16 protein-coding genes are annotated in these 19,321 nt (G+C 73.5%); 2 read left to right on the plus strand and 14 right to left on the minus strand.

Translation table 11 applies throughout. The annotated features are described in order from the left end of the window. Positions 1-80: 80 nt before the first annotated feature. The gene (locus tag CNQ36_RS29765) at positions 81-1,559 is read right to left on the minus strand and encodes a sugar transferase (RefSeq protein ID WP_004924136.1); all 1,479 of its coding nucleotides are present in this window, start codon (positions 1,557-1,559) and stop codon (positions 81-83) included. Positions 1,560-2,193: 634 nt separating this feature from the next. Between CNQ36_RS29765 and CNQ36_RS29770 the strand changes: the two genes are divergently transcribed. Beyond that, complete coding sequence (locus CNQ36_RS29770; protein WP_121548238.1) at positions 2,194-3,597, plus strand: glycoside hydrolase family 43 protein; 1,404 nt, start codon at positions 2,194-2,196, stop codon at positions 3,595-3,597. Here CNQ36_RS29770 and CNQ36_RS29775 read toward each other — a convergent pair. The 10 genes from CNQ36_RS29775 to CNQ36_RS29820 are packed head-to-tail and all read right to left on the minus strand — an operon-like array spanning position 3,591 to position 14,833. Then, positions 3,591-5,165: an ABC transporter ATP-binding protein gene (locus CNQ36_RS29775; protein WP_228313103.1), complete on the minus strand. Its 1,575-nt coding sequence runs from the start codon at positions 5,163-5,165 to the stop codon at positions 3,591-3,593. The genes CNQ36_RS29770 and CNQ36_RS29775 overlap by 7 nt on opposite strands. Next, a complete protein-coding gene (locus CNQ36_RS29780; protein WP_121548239.1) occupies positions 5,162-5,992 on the minus strand; it encodes an ABC transporter permease subunit in 831 nt (276 codons plus the stop codon). Before CNQ36_RS29780 ends, CNQ36_RS29775 begins: the two co-directional genes overlap by 4 nt. Then, positions 5,989-6,942, minus strand: coding sequence for an ABC transporter permease (locus tag CNQ36_RS29785; protein WP_121548240.1), 954 nt, complete (start codon positions 6,940-6,942; stop codon positions 5,989-5,991). The genes CNQ36_RS29780 and CNQ36_RS29785 overlap by 4 nt, the downstream gene beginning before the upstream one ends. Further along, positions 6,939-8,516: an ABC transporter substrate-binding protein gene (locus CNQ36_RS29790; RefSeq protein ID WP_121548241.1), complete on the minus strand. Its 1,578-nt coding sequence runs from the start codon at positions 8,514-8,516 to the stop codon at positions 6,939-6,941. Before CNQ36_RS29790 ends, CNQ36_RS29785 begins: the two co-directional genes overlap by 4 nt. An 8-nt stretch (positions 8,517-8,524) precedes the next feature. Continuing rightward, complete coding sequence (locus CNQ36_RS29795; RefSeq protein WP_040905987.1) at positions 8,525-9,331, minus strand: class I SAM-dependent methyltransferase; 807 nt, start codon at positions 9,329-9,331, stop codon at positions 8,525-8,527. After that, complete coding sequence (locus CNQ36_RS29800; protein WP_121548242.1) at positions 9,328-10,608, minus strand: MFS transporter; 1,281 nt, start codon at positions 10,606-10,608, stop codon at positions 9,328-9,330. Before CNQ36_RS29800 ends, CNQ36_RS29795 begins: the two co-directional genes overlap by 4 nt. Then, entirely contained in the window at positions 10,592-11,653 is a 1,062-nt protein-coding gene (locus CNQ36_RS29805; RefSeq protein ID WP_121548243.1) for a dipeptide epimerase, read from the minus strand. The genes CNQ36_RS29800 and CNQ36_RS29805 overlap by 17 nt, the downstream gene beginning before the upstream one ends. Beyond that, entirely contained in the window at positions 11,650-12,735 is a 1,086-nt protein-coding gene (locus CNQ36_RS29810; protein WP_121548244.1) for a PLP-dependent cysteine synthase family protein, read from the minus strand. The genes CNQ36_RS29805 and CNQ36_RS29810 overlap by 4 nt, the downstream gene beginning before the upstream one ends. Beyond that, a complete protein-coding gene (locus CNQ36_RS29815) occupies positions 12,732-13,580 on the minus strand; it encodes a Rossmann-like domain-containing protein (protein WP_121548245.1) in 849 nt (282 codons plus the stop codon). The genes CNQ36_RS29810 and CNQ36_RS29815 overlap by 4 nt, the downstream gene beginning before the upstream one ends. Continuing rightward, positions 13,577-14,833, minus strand: a complete 1,257-nt coding sequence (locus CNQ36_RS29820) for an ATP-grasp domain-containing protein (protein WP_206278532.1) — start codon at positions 14,831-14,833, stop codon at positions 13,577-13,579. Before CNQ36_RS29820 ends, CNQ36_RS29815 begins: the two co-directional genes overlap by 4 nt. Positions 14,834-14,958: 125 nt before the next feature. On the opposite strand from CNQ36_RS29820, the gene CNQ36_RS29825 reads away from it, so the two are divergent. Then, complete coding sequence (locus CNQ36_RS29825; protein WP_121548246.1) at positions 14,959-15,504, plus strand: GNAT family N-acetyltransferase; 546 nt, start codon at positions 14,959-14,961, stop codon at positions 15,502-15,504. A gap of 16 nt (positions 15,505-15,520) precedes the next feature. Here CNQ36_RS29825 and CNQ36_RS29830 read toward each other — a convergent pair whose 3' ends face one another. From CNQ36_RS29830 to CNQ36_RS29840, 3 genes are read right to left on the minus strand one after another with little or no spacing between them, the layout of a single operon-like run. Continuing rightward, entirely contained in the window at positions 15,521-16,135 is a 615-nt protein-coding gene (locus CNQ36_RS29830) for a FadR/GntR family transcriptional regulator (protein WP_121548247.1), read from the minus strand. A 3-nt stretch (positions 16,136-16,138) separates the two neighbouring features. Continuing rightward, on the minus strand, positions 16,139-17,209 hold the full coding sequence (locus CNQ36_RS29835) for a 2-oxoacid:ferredoxin oxidoreductase subunit beta (protein ID WP_121548248.1): 1,071 nt from the start codon (positions 17,207-17,209) through the stop codon (positions 16,139-16,141). Next, positions 17,202-19,088, minus strand: a complete 1,887-nt coding sequence (locus CNQ36_RS29840; RefSeq protein WP_121548249.1) for a 2-oxoacid:acceptor oxidoreductase subunit alpha — start codon at positions 19,086-19,088, stop codon at positions 17,202-17,204. The genes CNQ36_RS29835 and CNQ36_RS29840 overlap by 8 nt, the downstream gene beginning before the upstream one ends. Positions 19,089-19,321: the final 233 nt, after the last annotated feature.

Genomic DNA, 19,321 nt, shown 5'->3' on the forward strand with positions numbered 1-19,321 from the left:
CCCGTTCCTCCCCCCAGGCAGGCCGTCACGGCCTGCGGTCCGCGCGCGGGCGGGACCGTCGTGTCGCGGCCCCCCGCGCATCAGTAGGCCCCCTGGCCGTGCAGCACCGCCCGCAGCGTCTTCCACAAGATCACTGTGTCCAGGGCGAGCGACCAGTCCTCCACGTACCGCAGGTCCAGCCGCACCGCCTCCTCCCACGACAGGTCGCTGCGCCCGCTGATCTGCCACAGACCGGTCAGCCCGGGTTTGACCAGCAGCCGCCGCCGGATGTCCGGGCCGTACGCGGCGCACTCCTCCGGCAGCGGGGGCCGCGGTCCGACGAGCGACATCGAGCCGGTGAGCACGTTGAAGAGCTGCGGGAGTTCGTCGACCGAGTACCGGCGCAGCACCCCGCCCACCCGGGTCACCCGCGGATCCCGGCGGAGCTTGAAGAGCAGCCCCGCGCCCTCGTTGAGGTCGGCCAGCTCGGCGCGTGCCCGGTCGGCCCCGGCGACCATGGTGCGGAACTTGAGCATGGTGAACTCGCGGCCGTCCTTGCCGACCCTGCGCTGGCGGTAGAAGGCCCCGCCCCGGCTGGTCGCCAGCACGAGCAGTCCGACGCACACCATCAGCGGGGCGAACAGCATCAGCAGGACCGCCGCGCCCAGCCGGTCGACGACCCCCTTGACCGCGCGGCGGCCGCCGGTGAAGGCCGGCATGCTGACCCGCAGCAGCGGGATCCCGAGCACGGCGTCGATGTGCAGCCGGGGGCCGGCCACCTCCATCAGCACGGGGGCCACGACCATCTCGGTTTCGCTGCCCTCGAGGCTCCAGGCCAGCCGCTGCAGCCGGTCCGGTGTCCAGTGCGGGTCCGGTGTGACGGCGACGACGCGGTAGCCGTCGCGGTGCAGGTGGCCCGCGACGTCGTTCAGCCTGCCGACGACCGGTACCCCGTCGAGCTGGTCACCGTCGGGGCCGAGACCGTCCGTGGTGCACACGGCGTCCACCCGCCAGCCGAGGTGCGGGAACTTGCGGGTGCGGTTGATCAGGTCGCGCACGGTGTCCGGGCTCCCGGCGGCGAGCACCGGTCTCAGACACCGCCCCTCCTTGCGCTGTCTGTGCAGCCAGAGGCGGAGCACATACCGCTCGGTCATGGTGGCGAGCGCCATCGCGGGGACCGCGACGAAGATCCAGAGTTTGATGTTGCGCGAGGTGAGGGCGATCCCGCCGAGCGCGAGCACGACGGTCGCCATGAAGAGCGAGCGTCCCAGCCGGCGGAACTCCTCGGCGCCCTGGCCGAGCACGGCGGGAGCCCACGACCGGCTCACCGTGAGCGACCCCAGCACCAGCAGTTCGGTGCCGAAGGCGAGAATTCCCCATTTCTCGTGCCAGTTGGCCGCGTCCCGCGACCCGAAGAAGTTGCCGATCGCCGCCACCACACAGGAGGTGGCGATGGTGTCGCTGGTGATCACGGTACGGCGGTACCGCTGCTCCCAGTCGATCGCGGGTTGGTTGAATGCCCCGTTCGCCAGACGCCCGCGCGCCGACGGAAACGGGCTGACTAATCCCCCTTGCCGCACAAGACCCCCCAGGTCCAGTGGTACGACGTGGTCGCCCAACACTGTTCTTCCCCCCGGGAGGCCCCCGCCTCCCGTGCCGCGCTGTTCCTCCCCGCGGGAGGCAGCCGCCCCCCGCACAACACGTACCGGCTCGCAGAACTACGTGAACAACCCGCCCCGGCGGCAGCGGACGTGGCCGTCCTGCCGGACCTCCGAGGCGCGCGGGAACCCGTCGAAACCCCGGGTGCTCCCCGCACCCGTGGCCCCTCCCGGACTCCGAGAACCGATCACCCCCACGCCCGGCGCGGGGTGCGTGACTTCTTGCTTTCCCTTGCGCCGGACCTATTGATCATTAGTGGTCGCCTCGTGTCCGAACGGCTGAAGCAAGGTCAATCTAGACCATCGGGGCCAGTATGAAGAGGGGTTGTGTGGAATTTGTGTTCAAGCTTTGAGGCAGGATGCGCCGACCGGTGTCCGGGAGGCTGTCACGCCGGCCGGGGGGCGTGGGAAGCATTGACGTGTCCAGGGCGGGGGCCTACCTTCTGACCGGCTCCCCGAACCGCGTTCGGCATCACGAACGACGGGAGGGGGTCGAGCCGGCCATGCCCGTTCCGTTCGCGCACCCGCCCCAGCCCCACACCCACCTGGAGAGCCGATGAGCGCACGCCCCCGCAGCCAGGCCATGCCGTCCCGCAGAACGTTCCTCGGAGCCGCCGCGGCCACGTCGGCCGCCCTGGCCGCCGACCTGTCGCTGGGCGCCCCGCCCGCCCGTGCCGCCGACTCCGCCTACGTCATGGGCTACTTCACGGAGTCACCGAACGGCGTCGGCACCGACTACGGCCTCCACCTGGCCGTCAGCACCGACTCCCTGAACTGGACCCCGCTGAACCAGAACAACCCCGTCGTCACCCCCACCGCGGGCGCCGGCGGGCTGCGCGACCCGTTCATCATGCGCAGGCGCGAGGGCGGCTTCGTGGTGCTGGCCACGGACCTCAAGGGCACCGACTGGGGCTACAACAGCCAGACCATCCACGTGTGGGACTCCGCCGACCTGCGCACCTTCACCAACTACCGGCGTCCCCACCTGCACGACATGGTCACCCACAGCTGGGCCCCCGAAGCCTTCTGGGACGCCAGCCGCAACCAGTACGGCATCCTCTACTCTGCCGTGAACTCCTCGGGCCACAACGTCCTGATGGTGAACTACACCGGCGACTTCACCACCGTCTCCGCCCCCCAGGTCTTCTTCGACCCCGGCTACGACGTCATCGACGGCGACATGGCGGTGGGCGTGAACGGCGTCAACTACCTCTACTTCAAGAGCAGCAGCACGGGCGGGCTGGTCGGCGCGCGCTCCACCTCGCTCAACCCGGGAAGCTTCACGCCGTTCAGCACCTCGGTCGCCCACGGGGGCACCGAGGCGCCCACCCTCGTGAAGTCCCTGACCTCCGCCACCTGGTACCTGTGGGGCGACACCTACACCCCCAACGGCGTCTTCTACGCCTGGCAGACCACCAACCTCGCGGCGGGCACCTGGACCCCGGTCGACCAGAAGCTCTACACCCACCCGGTCAACGCCAAGCACTGCACCATCGCCCCGATCACGGCCGCCGAGCACGACGGCCTCCTCGCCCGCTGGGGCGCCCCCGCATGGAACCGGCTGAAGTCGTACAACTACCCGGCCCGCTACGTGCGTCACGCCGACTACCTGGCACGGATCGACACCTACCCCTTCGACCCGTACACCGACTCCCAGTGGAAGCTGGTCCCCGGGCTGGCCGACGCCTCCGGTGTCTCGTTCCAGTCGGTCAGCCACCCCACCCGCTATCTGCGGCACTACGACCACCAGCTGCGACTGGACGCCGACGACGGCACCACGGCCTTCGCCCAGGACGCCACCTTCCACCGGGTCGCCGGCCTGGCCGACGCCTCCTGGTCCTCCTTCCGCTCCCACAACTACCCGACCCGCTACATCCGCCACTCCGGCTACGCCCTGCGCACCGACCCGGTGAGCACCGCCACGGACCGCGCGGACGCCACCTTCTCGGTGGGTCACTGATCCCGCGTCGCCGCCGTCGGCGCCCGCGCCACGAGGGACGCGGTGAACGGGTGGGCCGGCGCGGTCAGGATCCGCCGGGCCGGCCCCTGTTCGACGACCGTGCCGCCGTCCAGTACGGCGATGCGGTGGGCCAGGGCTGCCGTGTCCAGGTCGTGGGTGACCAGGACCAGGGACAGGCCGTCGCGGTCGCGGACCAGCGCGGTGAGCACGTCGAGGATGCCCCGGCGGGTGAGCGTGTCGAGGCCGGAGGTGATCTCGTCGCAGACGAGGACGCGGGGGCGGGCGAGCAGGGCGCGGGCGAGGGCGGCGCGCTGCAGCTCGCCGCCGGAGAGCCGGCCGGGGCGCCGGCCGGCCAGATCCTCCGTGATGCCGAGTCCGGCCAGGGTGGTCAGCGCCTCCCGGGTCGCCGTGTCCGGGTCGGCGCCGCGCAGGCGGACGGCGGTGCGGGCGACCTGCCGTACCACGGCGCGGTGTTCGTCGAAGGAGGCGTGCGCGTCCTGGAAGACGTACTGCACGGCCGCGAGCTGTGCCCGGCCGCGGTCGCGCAGGCTCCGGGGGAGCGGAGCGCCGTCCAGCAGGATCTCGCCGTCGTGGTCCCGGTGGAGGCCGGCGAGGCAGCGGGCGAGGGTGGTCTTGCCGCTGCCGGAACGGCCGACGACGGCGAGCGTCTCGCCCGCGTACAGGTCGAGTTCGGGGGCGCGGAGCACCACGGCGGTGCCGCCGCGCGTGCCGTCGCGGTGGCGGGCGGTCAGCCCCCGCACCCGCAGCACCGGCCGCCCGGCACGGGCGGCCGTCTCGGCCGGGTACGGCAACTCCGTACCCGCGGCGAGCAGTTCACGGGTCCACGCGTGCCGCGGCGCGAGCAGCACCTGCTGGGCGGGGCCCGACTCGACGACCCGGCCCGCCCGCATCACCACCACCTCGTCGGCGAGCGCGCGCACCACGTCCAGGTCGTGGCTGAGCAGCACGACCGCGATGCCGCGGGCCGCGACGGCCGTGAGCTGCTCGACGATACGGCGCTTGGTCAGCGCGTCCTGCCCCGTGGTGGGCTCGTCGGCGACGACGACACGCGCCCCGAGCAGCAGTGCCTGGGCGAGGACGACGCGCTGCTGCTGGCCGCCGGAGAGCTGGTGCGGAAAGCGCCGCAACAGCGCTTCGCCGTCCGGTAGTTGCGCCTCGGACAGGGCGCGCAGGACCCGCTCGCGGGCCGCCGCCCGGCGCTGCCGCAGCGGCACCTGGCGCACCTGGGCGCGGGCGATGTCGGTGAGGAGCGCCGGGACGCGGCGGGCGGGGTTGAGCGCCGCCGCCGGATGCTGGGGGACGTAGCCGACGAGCCCGCCGGCCCGCACATGGACGCCGCCGGTGACGCGGGCGCCCGCCGGGTACTCGCCGAGCAGGGCCAGACCGGTGGTGGTCTTGCCGCTGCCGGACGCCCCGACCAGGGCCGTGACCCTGCCGGGCAGCACCCGCAGGCTCACCCCGTCGACGACCGCCCGGCCGTCGATCTCGACGCGCAGGTCCCGGATCTCCGCCACGGGATCCGCGTCGCCGTCCTTCTCCGGTCTCACGGACGTGCCTCCTTCTCTCTCCGGTCCGCTCCCCGGCGTCCGCCCCTGTCCAGCGCGGCGTCGAAGAGGAGGTTCGTCCCCGTGGTCAGGGCGACGAGCAGCACGGCCGGGACGACCACGGCCCACGGCTGGACGAACAGTCCCGTCCGGTTGCGGTCGACCATGACCGCCCAGTCGGCGGCGTCGGGAGCCACGCCGACACCGAGGAACGCCGCGGTGGCGACCAGGTAGAGCACGCCGGTCAGCCGGGTGCCGGCGTCGGCCGCCAGGGTGCGCAGCATGGAGCGCCCGACATGGCCGACGGCCGTGCGCCACCAGGTCTCGCCCTGCATGCGCAGCGCCTCGACCGCGGGCCGGGCGGCAGCCTCCGCGGCGGCGGCGCGCACCAGCCGGGCCGCGTCGGGCACGTTGGCCAGGGCGACCAGCAGGGCGAGCCCGACCGCCCCCGGCGAGAACACCGTGGCGGCCAGCAGGATCAGCAGCAGCGAGGGGATGGCGAGCAGCACGTCCAGGGGCCGCATCAGCAGCTCCTCCAGCAGACGGCGGCGGGTCAGCGCGCCGAACAGGCCGACCGGGAGGGCGACCAGGTAGGCGAGCGCGGTCGCGGCGAGGGCGGTCAGCACCACCGGCCGTCCGCCGTGCAGCACCTGCCCCCAGACGTCCCGGCCCACGAAGTCGGTGCCGAGCCCAAACGCCCCGCCCGCCGTGAAGGAAGTGGCCCGCGGTCCCGGCTCCCCCGCGAACACCGGCCCGAGCAGGGCGAGAACGAGCGGTACGGCGACGATCACGGCACCGAGGGCGAAGCGGCCCGTCCGCCGGCGCCTCACGCGGCCACCCCCGCACGGGGCGCCAGCCGGTGGGCGACCAGGTCGGCGCCCAGGTTCAGTACGACCGTCAGCACGCCGAAGACCACCGCGAGGCCCTGGACGGCGGGCACGTCACGTTCGGCGACGGCGCCCAGCAGCACCGTGCCGAGCCCGGGGATCACGAACAGCGCCTCCACCACGACGACCCCGCACAGCAGCCAGTCGACGGTACGGGCGAGCTGCTGGGCGGCGGGCGCCAGGGCGCCGGGAAGCGCGTGGGTGTAGCGGAGGCGGGCGCCGGACACACCGTAGCGGCGGGCCTGCGCCACATGGGGGGAGGCGAGCGCGTCGATCATTCCCGCGCGCACCAGCCGCACCAGCGAGCACACCGGCCGCGACAGCAGGACCAGCACGGGCAGCACCAGCGCGGCCGGGTGGGCGAGCAGGTCCGTGCCGTAGCCGACGGCGGTCGGCGGCAGCCAGCCGAGACGCAGTGCGAACACCGTCACCAGCAGCACCCCGAGGGCGAACTCGGGGACGGCGTACACGGCGAGCGTCACCGAGCTGATCAGCCGGTCGGCCGCCCGGCCCGCGTACCGGGCGGCCAGCACCCCGAGCCCGAACCCGGCCGGGACGAGCAGCGCCACGGTGAGCGTGGCCAGCAGCAGGGTGGGGCCGAAACCGTCGGCGAGGTACTGGCTCACCGGACGGCCGGAGACCAGGGAGGTGCCGAGGTCGCCGTGGAGCAGGCCCGCCGCCCAGTCGGCCAGCCGTTCCCATGCCGGGCGGTCGAGCCGCATCGCCTCCCGGATGGCCGAGACGCGGGCCGGGTCGGGCTGGTCCCCGGCGAGGGCGACCGCGGCGTCGCCCGGCAGCGCCTCGGTGAGCGCGAAGACCAGCAGCACCACGGCCACGGTCTGCAGCGCGCCGAGGAGCAGCCGCCGGACGACGAAGGAGCGCAGTCCGCTCACGCGAGCCACACCTTGTCGAAGCGCGCCCAGTCGAGGGTGTTGGCGGGCGCCTCGGTCCCGACACCCCGCACGGTGCGGGCCGTTCCGATGATCCAGTCGGCGAACCCCCACATCAGGAAGCCGCCCTCGGCGTGCAGACGGCGCTGCATGCGCTCGTAGACGGCGGCGCGTCCCGTCCGGTCGCGGGTGGACTGGGCCTGCTGGTAGAGGGCGTCGAAGTCCTTGTGCCGCCACTGGGTGGCGTTGGTGGAGGAGTCGGTGAGCAGCCGCTGGGAGAGGTGCGCCTCGATGGGCATGGCGCCGGAGCGGTAGCAGCACAGGGTGCCGTTGTCGAGGATGTCGCTCCAGTAGGAGTCCTTGCTGCCCGTCCTCACCTCGACGGTGACCCCGGCCTTCTTCGCCTGGTCGCGGAAGATGCCGGCGGCCTCGGTGAACCCGGCGGCGACGGGAGAGGTGTCCAGGGTGACCCTCAGGTCCTCGGCGCCGGCCTGCCTCAGCAGGGCGCGGGCCCTGCCGAGGTCCTGCTCCCGCTGCGGCAGTCCGCCGGCGTAGTACTCGTAGCCCTTGCCGAACAGGTCGTTGCCGACCTCGCCCGCGCCGGACAGGGCGCCCTCGACGAGTTCCCGGCGGTCGGCGATGAGGAAGAACGCCCGGCGCACCCGAGGGTCGTCGAACGGCGGCCGGTCGGTCTTCATGCAGAACGCCTGCATGGCGCTGCCCCGCAGCCGCACGATCCCGATCCGCCCCTCGTTCTCGTGGGCGCGGGCGGTGGTGGGGTTCAGCTCGTGGGCGTACTCGATCTGCCCGCCGAGCAGCGCGTTGATCCGTGCCGACTCCTCGTTCGCCACCAGGAACTCGACCTCGTCGAGGTGCGGGGCGCCCTCCCAGTAGTCGTCGTAGCGGCGGAAGACCGCCGAGCGGCCCGGCGTGAAGGACACGAAGCGGAACGGCCCGGAGCCGACCGGCGCCGTGTCGAACCCGGTGGCGCCCTCGGGCACGATGTACGCGCCGAACGCGGCCAGCACGTTGGGGAATTCGGCCGTGGGCCGTTTGAGGACGAACTCGAGGGAGCGTGCGCCGGTGGCGCGGCTGGCGTCGAGGTCGATGGGTTCCAGGGAGGCCTTGGCGCGGAACGCCCGCTTCGGGTCGGCTATACGGCGGTAGCTGTACAGGACGTCCCGCGCGGTGACGGGTCTGCCGTCGTGGAAGGTGGCCTCGCGCAGGGTGATCCGCCAGCGGTCCAGCGCCTTGTCGGGCTCCCACTTCTCGGCGAGGCGAGGTTGGGCGGAGAGGTCGGCGCCGTAGTCGGCGAGCTTGTCGAACAGGGCCTTGGCGCGGGCGACGTCGGCGAACAGGTTGGCGAGGTGCGGGTCGAGGGTCTCGCTCGCGCCGCCGCCCGCGAACGCGGCGCGCAGCCGCCCGCCCTTCTTCGGGGAGCCGCCGCCCCCGCCGTCGTCGGAACCGGAGCCGCCGCCGCAGCCGGCCAGTGCGAGCGTCCCCGCGCCGGTCGCTGCGAGGAAGCCGCGGCGGCGCAGCGCGGGAAAGGGGAGGGGGCGGGTCGTGTCGTCGTGCATGGGATTCCTCAGTGGGTAGTGGTGCCGGTGGGCGGTCCGAGCGGACGGGCCACCACGTGCAGCCGGTCGGCGTCGGCGGTACGGCCGGGGAGCAGGCCCTCCCGCCAGGGCGGTTCGGTGCGCGGCCCCGGCCCGTCGTGCAGCTCCAGGACCTCGAAGCCGTGCGCGGCCAGCAGATGGCGCAGTTCCTGCGGGAACAGCAGCCGCCACGCGGAGCGCTGTTCGACGGGCTCCGACCCGTCGTCCGCGGTCCACACCCTTCGGCGGCGCAGCAGCTGGTCCGTGCGGTCCACCGTGAGGGTGGTGACGGACCGGTGGACGGTGCCCCGCCAGGCGAACTCCCCGGCCGTGGGCGTGTCGAGCAGATCGGTGCGGCCGAGGAAGTACGCGCCGTTGCGCATCTCCGCGACGAGCAGTCCGCCCGGGGCCAGGGCGCGGCGGCAGGACGACAGGAAGCCGTCGAGCTGGGCGTTGGTGTGGCAGTACAGCAGGGCGCTGTCCAGGCACACCACGGCGTCGAACTCCCCGCGCCCCAGGTCGAAAGCGTGCAGGTCGGCACGGACGTACCCGGGCCCCGGATGGTGTGCGCGGGCGTGCGCGAGCATGGCCTCGGAGAGGTCCGCGCCGGTCACCTCGCGGCCGGCGCGGTGCAGCCACGCGGCGTCGCGGCCGGTGCCGCACCCCATGTCCAGCACCCGCCGTCCGGCGCGGTGCCGTCGCAGGCAGTCCTCCGCCCAGCGTCCGGCCAGCCGGCCGGGGTCGGGGAAACGGGCCTCGTACAGCGCGGGGTTGTCGGTGAGCAGGTTTCCGGTCATGCCGGGGTCCTTCCTGGTACGGCCGCGGACACGGAGGGCTCCGGTGGCGCGGGCAGCGACCCCAGCCGGCGCAGCCGGACGACACCGAGCGCGGACGCCAGCCCGGTCAGCGCGCAGCACGCCCACGGCAGCCACGCGGCGCCGCTGTCCCGCCCGGCGTCCATGGACCAGCCGACGAGGGTGTTGCCCAGCGCGGCGGCGACGCCCGAGACGACGTAGAAGATCCCGAAGCGGGTGCCGGTCAGCTCGGGACGGCCGAAGCCCGGTATCAGCTCCAGCACGAACGGCTGGGCGACCATCACCCCGAGGTGCAGCAGCAGGGCGCCCGCCAGCACCGGCAGGACGCCCAGCACCGCGCCGGCCACGCCGTCCGGGCTCCCGGACGCGCCCGCGGACAGCGCGGGAGGCAGGAAGGCCAGCCCCATGAGGCCGAGCCCCGCCGCGATCCAGCGGGCCCTGTCCCCGCGGGGTGCGAGCGCGCGGGTGAGCCGCAGCTGGAGGGTGAGGCCGGCGAGGGCGACGACGAGGAGGACGAGCCCGGCGGCGCCGTCCCAGCCGGTGGCCCGGCGGGCCCCGTGGGGCAGCAGCAGGTACAGCTGGCTCTCCAGGGTGAACAGACCGGACATGGCGAGCGCGAAGGCCAGGAAGGCCCGGTTGCCGAGCACCTCCCGCCAGTCGGCGAGCACCCCGCCCCCGCTCGGCCGGACCCGCCGGGCCGGCAGCACCAGGGCCTGCGCGACGGTGAGGACCGCGAAGATCCCGGCGGCGGTCAGCGCCGCGGCGCGGAAGTCCACGAGCAGCAGCGCGCCGCCCAGCAGCGGCCCGATCAGCGCGCCCGTCGTGGCGAACACGTTGAACAGGGCGAACGCCTCGGCCCGGCGCTCCTCCGCCTCCTGCGCCACGTAGGCGCGTACGGCCGGGTTGAACAGTGCCCCCGCCAACCCGCTGAGGACGGACGCGGCGAGCAGCACGCCCAGGTCGTCCCCGAGCGCGAACAGCGCGAACCCGGCGGTGCGCAGCGCGCAGCCGGCGATGATGACGCCGCGTGCGCCGAGCCGGTCGGAGGCGGAGCCGCCGATCACGAACAGGCCCTGCTGGCTGAGGTTGCGCACCCCGAGGACGACGCCGACGACGGCGGCCGACATGCCCAGGTCCTCGGTGAGGTGGGTGGCGAGATAGGGGATGAGCAGATAGAAGCCGGTGTTGACGCCGAGCTGGTTGACGAGCAGCAGCCGCACGGCGGGCGGGAAGCCGCGTATCTCATGCCAGGTCCGCACGGCGCGCCTCCCGCCGCTCGACGCCCAGTCCCGGCAGACCGCTCGCCCGCACCCGGCCGTCCTCGCCGCCGATGCCGCTCCACGGGTCGTGGGCGAGCAGCAGATGCCCGTCCAGGTCGGCCCAGCGCGCCCGGTCGGCGAGGTGCACGGCGGGCGCGAGCCCCAGGCTGCTGGCGGTGAGACAGCCCAGCATCAGCCGCGTGCCGCTGCCCTCGATCGACTCGGCGATGCGCAGGGCCGCGTGCACCCCTCCGCACTTGGCGAGTTTGACGTTGACGCCGTGGACGCGGCCGGCCAGCCGGCGTACGTCCTCCAGGTCCACGGCGTCCTCGTCGGCGACGACCGGCAGCGGCGAGCGCGCGGCCAGCTCCGCCAGGGCCTCCGGGGCACCCGGCGCCAGGGGCTGTTCGACGGCCTCGACGCCCAGTTCCGCGAACCGGGGCAGCAGCGCCCGGGCCCGCGCCGCGGTCCAGGCGCCGTTGGGGTCGAGGAGCAGCCGGGCGCGGGGCGCGGCGTCGCGGACGGCCCGTACGCGCGCCACGTCGTCCTCGGGATCGGGCGTCCCCGCCTTGACCTTGAGCACGCCGAAGCCCTTCGCCACGAGGGAGCGGGCCCGCTCCGCCGCCCGCGCGGGGGAGGTGATGCCGAGGGTGCGGGCGGTGGCGGCGACCGGGGTGTCCGCGGCGCCCAGGAGCCGGTGGACGGGATGGCCCGCGCGTTTCCCTACGAGGTCCAGCAGCGCCGCCTCGACGGCGGCGGTCACGGCGGGGGGAGCCGGTTCCCCGGTCGACTCGCCCGTACGCAGCGCCTCCAGGGCCGCTTCGGGGTCGGGGAAGCGGGCCAGGCGACTGCCCGCGGCGGTGAGGTGGCGTACGAGACCTCCGGTGTCGAGGCGGTAGTAGACGCTGCTGACGGCCTCGCCGTGACCGGTCACGCCGTCGTGCTCGACGCTCAGCCACACGGCGTCCCGCGCGGCCATCGTCGAACGGGAGATGCGCAGCGGCTCGGTGAGCGCGAGGCGCACGGTGCGCAGACCGGTCTTCACGGGGTCCCCCCGGGAGCGGTTTCGAGCGGGTCGGTGACGCGGGTGCAGCGCGCCCAGCCGGTGGCCTCGGCCGCGTACGGGTGCGGGATCTGCACGGGACGGGTGGCCGCCGCGTCCGGGTCGACGCCGTGCGCGGTGGTGAAGTCGTCGTCGTAGACGGTGCCGAGGTAGCGGTGCGGTCCGTCGGGGAAGACGGTCGCCACGACCGCGCCGGGGTGGACGCGGGCCGCCCAGGCGGCGACCCGGGCGACCGCGCCGGTGCTCCAGCCGCCGCTGACGAAACTCCCCCGGGCCAGCCGACGGCAGCCGTCCACCGCCTCGGCCGGGCCGAGCCAGTGCACCTCGTCGAAGGCGTCGTAGGCGACGTTGCGCGGATGAATGCTGCTGCCGAGGCCCCGCATCAGCCGGGGCCGGGCGGGCTGCCCGAAGATGGTGGAGCCGGTGGAGTCCACACCGATCAGCCGCAGTGCGGGCCAGTGCCGGCGCAGCGGTCCAATGATCCCGGCGCTGTGCCCGCCGGTCCCCACACTGCACACCAGGACGTCCAAGTGGTCCAGCTGCGCCGCGAGTTCGGCGGCCAGTGAGGCGTACCCGGACGTGTTGTCGGGGTTGTTGTACTGGTCGGGCCAGTAGGCGTCGGGCAGCCCACCGAGCAGTTCGCGCAGCCGGGCCAGACGCGCCGCCTGCCAGCCGCCCCGGGGCGCGGGCCGGTCCACGATCTCCAGCCGCACCCCGTACGACCGGAGCAACTGCCGCATCGACGGTTCCAGTTCGCTGTCACCCACCAGGACGACCGGGTGCCCGAGCGCCTGGCCGGCGAAGGCGAGTCCGACGCCGAGGGTGCCCGAGGTGGACTCCACCACCGGTGCCCCCGGCAGCAGTTCGCCGCGTTCACGGGCGCCCATCAGCATCGAGACGGCCGCCCGCGCCTTCATCCCGCCCGCGGAGAGCCCTTCGAGTTTGGCCCAGAAGCCGGGGTGCGGCCCGGGCAGCGGGGCGGTGACCCGCACGACGGGGGTGCGGCCGAGCAGGGAGAGCAGTTCCGGGCGGGCGGCGGGCCGTACGGCGGCGGTGGCGGTCACCGGGTGCCTCCCGGCAGGTCGGCGCGGTAGCGGTGGAGGGTGCCGGGACCGCCGTCCAGCCAGAAGAAGGGGTACGGCTCCGCGCACACCGCGCTCACCCCGTGGCCCAGGAAGCGGGGGAGTACGGCGCTGCCGGTCTGGGCGAACATCACCAGCTGCTTGCCCGACCGCAGCGCGTGCTCCCGCAGCGGCTCGAAGGTCCCGTTGCCCAGGGTCATCCCGGACACCAGCAGCGCGTCGCACCGCCCTGCCGCGGCGAGGGCGTCGGTGACGACCGTCTCGCCCCACTCGGTGACCCCGCCCTTGAGGTCGCACGGGACATAGCCAAGCCCTCGCGAACGCAGGGCCTCCAAAAGCGAGTTGACCACGCCGACCACGAGCACCGTCGAGCCGGGCGGCAGGACGAGCAGCCCGGCGACGGCCTCGGCGCGGGCCCGGGACTTCTCCAGCGACGTCCCGGCGGGCAGGGCGACGGGCCGTGCCCCGTGGTCCGGGGTGTGCGGGGTGACGTGCATCAGATACGCGTCCAGCGCGGCGACCCGCACCGCCGGCACCGGATGCGCCAGCAGCCGGGCCAGGTCCGCGCCCGCGCAGTCCTCCACCGCGCCGTCGGGCAGCGCGCCGGGCTCGACCGCGCAACTGCCGACGGCCTCGGCCAGCCGCAGGCTGAGCACCTCGTTGCGGTAACCGGTGCCGCGTCCCTCGTGCCGTACGGCCTGCCGGGTGGTGAACGCCACGGAGATCCGCAGCGCGGCCGGATCCGGTCCCAGCCCGCCGGCGCGGGCGCGCGCCAGCAGTTCGTCGTACGTTGCCGCGCGGGCGGACGCTGGGGCGGTGCGGCTCATCGGATCACCAGCCCGGACCGCACCTCGTCGAGCAGGGACTCCACCCGGGCGCGGGCGCCGCTGCCGTCCGGGTCGCCCGCCATCACATGCCCCAGGTACTCGTTGTTGCTGCCCGCCGCCTTCACCTGCCGCCCCGGTTCGGCGAGCTGCACCTCGAGAACGTCGGGCGCGGTGCGTACGGCACCGGCGTCCAGCGCTTCGAGCGTCCCCGCGGTCCCGGGTACGAGGAAGCCGATGGCGGCGCTGCGCAACCCCGTGTCCGTGCGCCGCAGGTCGGGGGCGCGGCCCAGGGAGACGTCCACGAACGCGGCGGCGAGGTCGACGCCGGTGACGTGCCGTATCAGTTCGGTGATGCGGTTCCCGGCGGGCCGCGGGTTCACCTCGACCACCCGCGGTCCCGCGGAGGTCAGCTTGATCTCGGTGTGCGCCACCACGCCGTCCGTCAGGCCGAGCGCCTTGAGCGCGCCGAGCGCGGTCTGCTCGGCGGCCTCGGCGTCCCCGGCGGGCAGGGCGGCGGGGAACATGTGGCCGGTCTCGACGAACGCGGGCGCCCCGCCGACACTCTTGTCGGTCACCCCGACGACCTGCACCGCGCCCGCGTGCGACACGGTCTCGACGCTCACCTCCGGGCCGTCCAGCAGCTCTTCGAGCAGCACCGCGGGCGCCCGCCGCTGCCCGCGCGCGTTCACCGGGAACCCGGCCAGCGCGGCGACGCAGGAGGCGAGTTGCTCCTCGTCGTCCACCCGGCGCACGAACATCCCCGCGCACAGGTCGACGGGCTTGACCACCAGCGGGTAGCCGATCTCCCGCGCCGCCGCCGCGATCCGCGACCACTCCTCGTGCACCGCGAACCGCGGCCCGGGCACCCCGACGTCGGCCAGGACCCGGCGGGTGGCGTCCTTGCGGCAGGCGTTCCCCACCGCCTCGGGCGGCGGTCCGGGCAGCCCGAGCCGGGCGGCCGTCAGCGCCACCGTGGGCAGGTAGTAGTCGCAGGACGTCAGCACCCCGTCGAAGCCCAGCACGGCGTGCAGCCGCTCCACTTGGGGCAGCAGCGCCTCGGTGTCGTTGGTGTCCGCGGTGATGACGTTGCGCGCCCCGAGCAGCGGGTGCGCCGCGCCCTCGGGCGCCGAGCGCAGGTAGTGGTGCAGATCGCGGGTGAGGAACGTGAACTCGTGCCCGCCCTCCCGGATCGCCCGTGGCAGCAGCCTGCTCATCGAACCGACCCAGCTCTCGACCACCAGCAGATGAGCCACGGATCCCCTTTTCGCGTCGTCGCCTGTGACGCGGCCCCGACACCGGGACCGCGACCGTCGACACGATATCGGTAATCATTTTCATTGTCAGGTACTGTGAGGCCCCCGAACGGAAGGCCCTCACGATGAGTCCGACCCCGCCCGCCGGTTACACGGTGCGTCCCGCCACCCCGGCGGACGTCGACGGCGCCCGCGCCGTCATGCTCGACACGTTCTACAAGGAGTTCGGATACGGGTACGTGCCCCGCTGGCACCGCGACGTGACCGACCTCCGGGGCACCTATCTCGACGACCCCCGGCACGTCCTCCTCGTGGCCGTCCACGACGGCGAGGTGGTCGCCACCACCGGCGTGCACTCCCACGGCCCGGCGCACCCGCCGCACCCCCGCTGGCTGGCCGAGCGCTACCCGTCGGGCAGCACCGCCCAACTCGTCCGCGTCTACGTCCGCCCGGAACACCGGCGCCGGGGCCTCGCCCGCACACTGGTGGACGCGGCCCGCGACTTCGTCGCGCGGACCCCCGGCTACGACTGCCTCTACCTCCACACCAATGTGCGCGTCGAAGGCGCCGAGGCGTTCTGGCGGAGCACGGCCAAGGAGATCTTCGACGCCCGCACCACCGGCGAGCACGGCCCGGGCGTGGCCACGGTCCACTTCGAGATCCCGCTCTGACCGGGACGCCCACGGGTCAGACGATTGCCGGGCGGCCGTCCGAGGTGTGGGCGGCCGCCTCGGTGCCGGCCGCCCGGGGGGCCGAGGCACGGATCGCCGAGAGCAGCCGGGCGTGGTCGCCGCGCGGGTCCGGGTGCGACGCGCAGCAGGGCGGCGCCAGCTGGGTGAGGTCCGCGTACAGGGTGATCAGCACCTCGTTGTGGGACGCGGCCACCACCGCCCGGTGGAAGGCGGCACCGGCGCCCCGCTCCAGCAGCCCGTCCAGCTCCCGCAGGTCCTCCTCGGTACGCCGCCGGGCGGCCAGCCCCGCCGCGGCGACCTCCAGGGCGTCGCGTACGTCGGCCGTGTCACCCGGGCCGGCGGCGGCGAAGCGGCGCCGCATCACCCCGGCCAGTTCGCTGGTCGCCACCACATAGGTGCCGGAACCGTGGCGGATGTCCAGGAGGCCGTTGTGGGCGAGCGCCCGCAAGGCCTCCCGGACGGTGTTGCGGGCCACCCCGAGCTGCCGGACCAGTTCCGGCTCGGTCGGGATGCGGGAGCCCACGGGCCAGGCCCCCGAGGTGATCTGCTGACGCAGCCGGGCCACCACCTGGTCGAACAGCCCGGCGGGCCGGGGCACCGGACGCAGCATCGCCTACCGCTCCTTCGCGCCGTCGACGGTCCAGGTGTCGGCGCCGGTGAGGAGGGCGGCGAGGTCGCCCTTGCCGTGTTGTTCGACGGCGGTGTCGAGCTGGTCGGTCATGAGGGTGTCGTAGACGGGTCGCTGGACGGAGCGGAAGACGCCGATCGGGGTCTGGTGGAGGGTGTCGGGGTCGGCGAGGCGGGAGAGGGCGAACGCGGTGGTCGGGGAGGGGGAGTGGGCGTCGTGGACCAGGATGTCGGCTGCGTTGTCGGGGGTGACGGTGACGACCCGGAGGTCGCCGGTGGCGGGGTCGCGGACGACGCCCTTGGCCTGGTCGGCGCCGAAGCGGATGGGGGCGCCGTGTTCGAGGCGGATGACGGCTTCCTCGGCCTGCTGGCGGTCCTTGAGGACGTCGAAGGCGCCGTCGTTGAAGATGTTGCAGTTCTGGTAGATCTCGACGAGGGCGGTGCCGGGGTGGTCGGCGGCCTGGCGCAGCACCTCAGTGAGGTGCTTGCGGTCGGAGTCGACGGTGCGGGCGACGAAGGAGGCTTCGGCGCCGAGCGCGAGGGAGACCGGGTTGAACGGGGCGTCGAGGGAGCCCATCGGCGTCGACTTGGTGATCTTGCCGACTTCGGAGGTGGGGGAGTACTGGCCCTTGGTGAGGCCGTAGATCCGGTTGTTGAAGAGCAGGATCTTGAGGTTGACGTTGCGGCGCAGGGCGTGGATGAGGTGGTTGCCGCCGATGGAGAGGGCGTCGCCGTCGCCGGTGACGACCCAGACGGACAGGTCGCGCCGGGAGGTGGCCAGGCCGGTGGCGATGGCGGGGGCGCGGCCGTGGATGGAGTGCATCCCGTAGGTGTTCATGTAGTACGGGAAGCGGGAGGAGCAGCCGATGCCGGAGACGAAGACGATGTTCTCGCGGGCGAGGCCGAGCTGGGGCATGAAGCCCTGCACGGCGGCCAGGACCGCGTAGTCACCGCAGCCGGGGCACCAGCGCACTTCCTGGTCGGACTTGAAGTCCTTCATCGACTGCTTGCCCTCGGCCCGGGGCACGAGCTGGAGCAGCGCGTTGGCGTCAGTCATCGAGGGCCTCCTTGAGCGCCGTGGCGAGCTGCTCCGCCTTGAACGGCATGCCGTTGACCTGGTTGTACGAGCGGGCGTCGACCAGGTACTTCGCCCGGATCAGGGTGGCGAGCTGGCCGAGGTTCATCTCCGGGACCACCACCTTGTCGTACGCCGCGAGGACCGTGCCCAGGTTGTGCGGGAAGGGGTTGAGGTGGCGCAGGTGGGCCTGCGCGATCCGGCCGCCCTCCTTGCGGATGCGGCGCACGGCCGCCGTGATCGGTCCGTAGGTCGATCCCCAGCCCAGGACGAGTGTGCGTGCGCCGTGCGGGTCGTCGACCTCGATGTCGGGTACGTCGATGCCGTCGATCTTGGCCTGCCGGGTGCGGACCATGAAGTCGTGGTTGGCGGGGTCGTAGGAGATGTTGCCCGTGCCGTCCTGCTTCTCGATGCCGCCGATGCGGTGCTCCAGGCCCGGGGTCCCCGGGATCGCCCAGGGGCGGGCCAGCGTCCGCGGGTCACGCTTGTAAGGCCAGAACACCTCGGTGCCGTCGTCGAGGACGTGATTGACGTTCTGGGCGAACTGGACGGTGAGATCCGGTAGTTCGCTCACCTCCGGTACGCGCCAGGGCTCGGAGCCGTTGGCGAGGTAGCCGTCGGAGAGGAGGAAGACGGGGGTGCGGTAGGTCAGCGCGATGCGGGCGGCTTCGAGCGCGGCGTTGAAGCAGTCGGCCGGGGTGCGGGGAGCGATCACCGGGACCGGTGCCTCGCCGTTGCGGCCGTACATCGCCTGGAGCAGGTCGGCCTGCTCGGTCTTGGTGGGCAGGCCGGTCGAGGGGCCGCCGCGCTGGATGTCCACGACCAGCAGGGGCAGTTCCAGGGAGACGGCGAGCCCGATCGTCTCGGACTTCAGCGCCACACCGGGGCCGGAGGTGGTGGTGACCGCGAGGGATCCGCCGAAGGCGGCGCCCAGCGCGGCTCCGATGCCGGCGATCTCGTCCTCGGCCTGGAAGGTCCGCACGCCGAAGTTCTTGTGCCGGCTCAGCTCGTGCAGGATGTCCGAGGCCGGGGTGATCGGGTACGAGCCGAGGTAGAGCGGCAGGTCCGCCTGACGGGACGCCGCGACCAGCCCGTAGGACAGCGCCAGGTTCCCCGAGATGTTCCGGTAGGTGCCCGCCGGGAAGGCGGCCGGTGCGATCTCGTAGGAGACCGCGAAGTCCTCCGTCGTCTCACCGAAGTTGAAGCCCGCCCGGAACGCCGCGATGTTCGCCGCCGCGATGCCGGGCTTCCCTGCGAACTTGGTGTTCAGCCACCGCTCCGTGCCCTCGGTGGGCCGGTGGTACATCCACGACAACAGGCCCAGCGCGAACATGTTCTTGCTGCGTTCGGCCTCCTTGCGGCTGAGGTCGAACTCCTTGAGCGCCTCGACGGTCAGCGTGGTCAGCGGCACCGGGTGCAGGTGGTAACCGTCGAGAGAGCCGTCCTCCAGCGGGCTGCTGTCGTAGCCGACCTTCTGCATCGCCCGCTTGGTGAACTCGTCGGTGTTGACGATGATCTCCGCACCGCGCGGCAGGTCGCCGATGTTGGCCTTCAGCGCGGCCGGGTTCATCGCCACCAGCACGTTCGGCGCGTCGCCGGGGGTGAGGATGTCGTGGTCGGCGAAGTGGAGCTGGAACGACGACACCCCGGGCAGGGTGCCGGCGGGCGCGCGGATCTCGGCGGGGAAGTTCGGCAGCGTGGAGAGGTCGTTGCCGAAGGACGCGGTCTCCGAGGTGAAACGGTCACCGGTGAGCTGCATCCCGTCACCGGAGTCCCCCGCGAACCTGATGATCACCCGGTCCAGCCGGCGGACCTCCGCCGCGCCGGACGCCCGGCGTGCCGATGCTCCCGTGGACACCATGTCGGGGCCTCTTCTCTCCTCGCTCACGAGCACCTTCGAGAGCCGGATGCTGGCAGCACCCGCTGACCGCGTGCTGACGACGGACTGGGCGCGCGGCGGCCGACCGCGGCTCGAGGGGCGGGGTCAGTGCGGCGTCAGCGACGTGTACACCGGCCCGGCTAGCCTGCGCCTGCCGTTCAGCAGCCCGGTGAGGCGTGGACGCGCGCTCTCCACCTGTCTTTCCTCGGCTCTCC

It is taken from the genome of Streptomyces fungicidicus, from assembly GCF_003665435.1.
In the GTDB taxonomy this organism is placed as follows: Bacteria; Actinomycetota; Actinomycetes; order Streptomycetales; family Streptomycetaceae; genus Streptomyces; species Streptomyces fungicidicus.

Excerpts from the sequence above, each read along its gene's own strand:
- CNQ36_RS29790 (WP_121548241.1), bottom strand. The coding sequence starts at position 8,516 with ATGCACGACGACACGACCCGCCCCCTCCCCTTTCCCGCGCTGCGCCGC.
- CNQ36_RS29840 (WP_121548249.1), bottom strand. The coding sequence starts at position 19,088 with ATGGTGTCCACGGGAGCATCGGCACGCCGGGCGTCCGGCGCGGCGGAG.
- CNQ36_RS29815 (WP_121548245.1), bottom strand. The coding sequence starts at position 13,580 with ATGAGCCGCACCGCCCCAGCGTCCGCCCGCGCGGCAACGTACGACGAA.
- CNQ36_RS29830 (WP_121548247.1), bottom strand. The coding sequence starts at position 16,135 with ATGCTGCGTCCGGTGCCCCGGCCCGCCGGGCTGTTCGACCAGGTGGTG.
- CNQ36_RS29770 (WP_121548238.1), top strand. The coding sequence starts at position 2,194 with ATGAGCGCACGCCCCCGCAGCCAGGCCATGCCGTCCCGCAGAACGTTC.
- CNQ36_RS29825 (WP_121548246.1), top strand. The coding sequence starts at position 14,959 with ATGAGTCCGACCCCGCCCGCCGGTTACACGGTGCGTCCCGCCACCCCG.
- CNQ36_RS29835 (WP_121548248.1), bottom strand. The coding sequence starts at position 17,209 with ATGACTGACGCCAACGCGCTGCTCCAGCTCGTGCCCCGGGCCGAGGGC.
- CNQ36_RS29795 (WP_040905987.1), bottom strand. The coding sequence starts at position 9,331 with ATGACCGGAAACCTGCTCACCGACAACCCCGCGCTGTACGAGGCCCGT.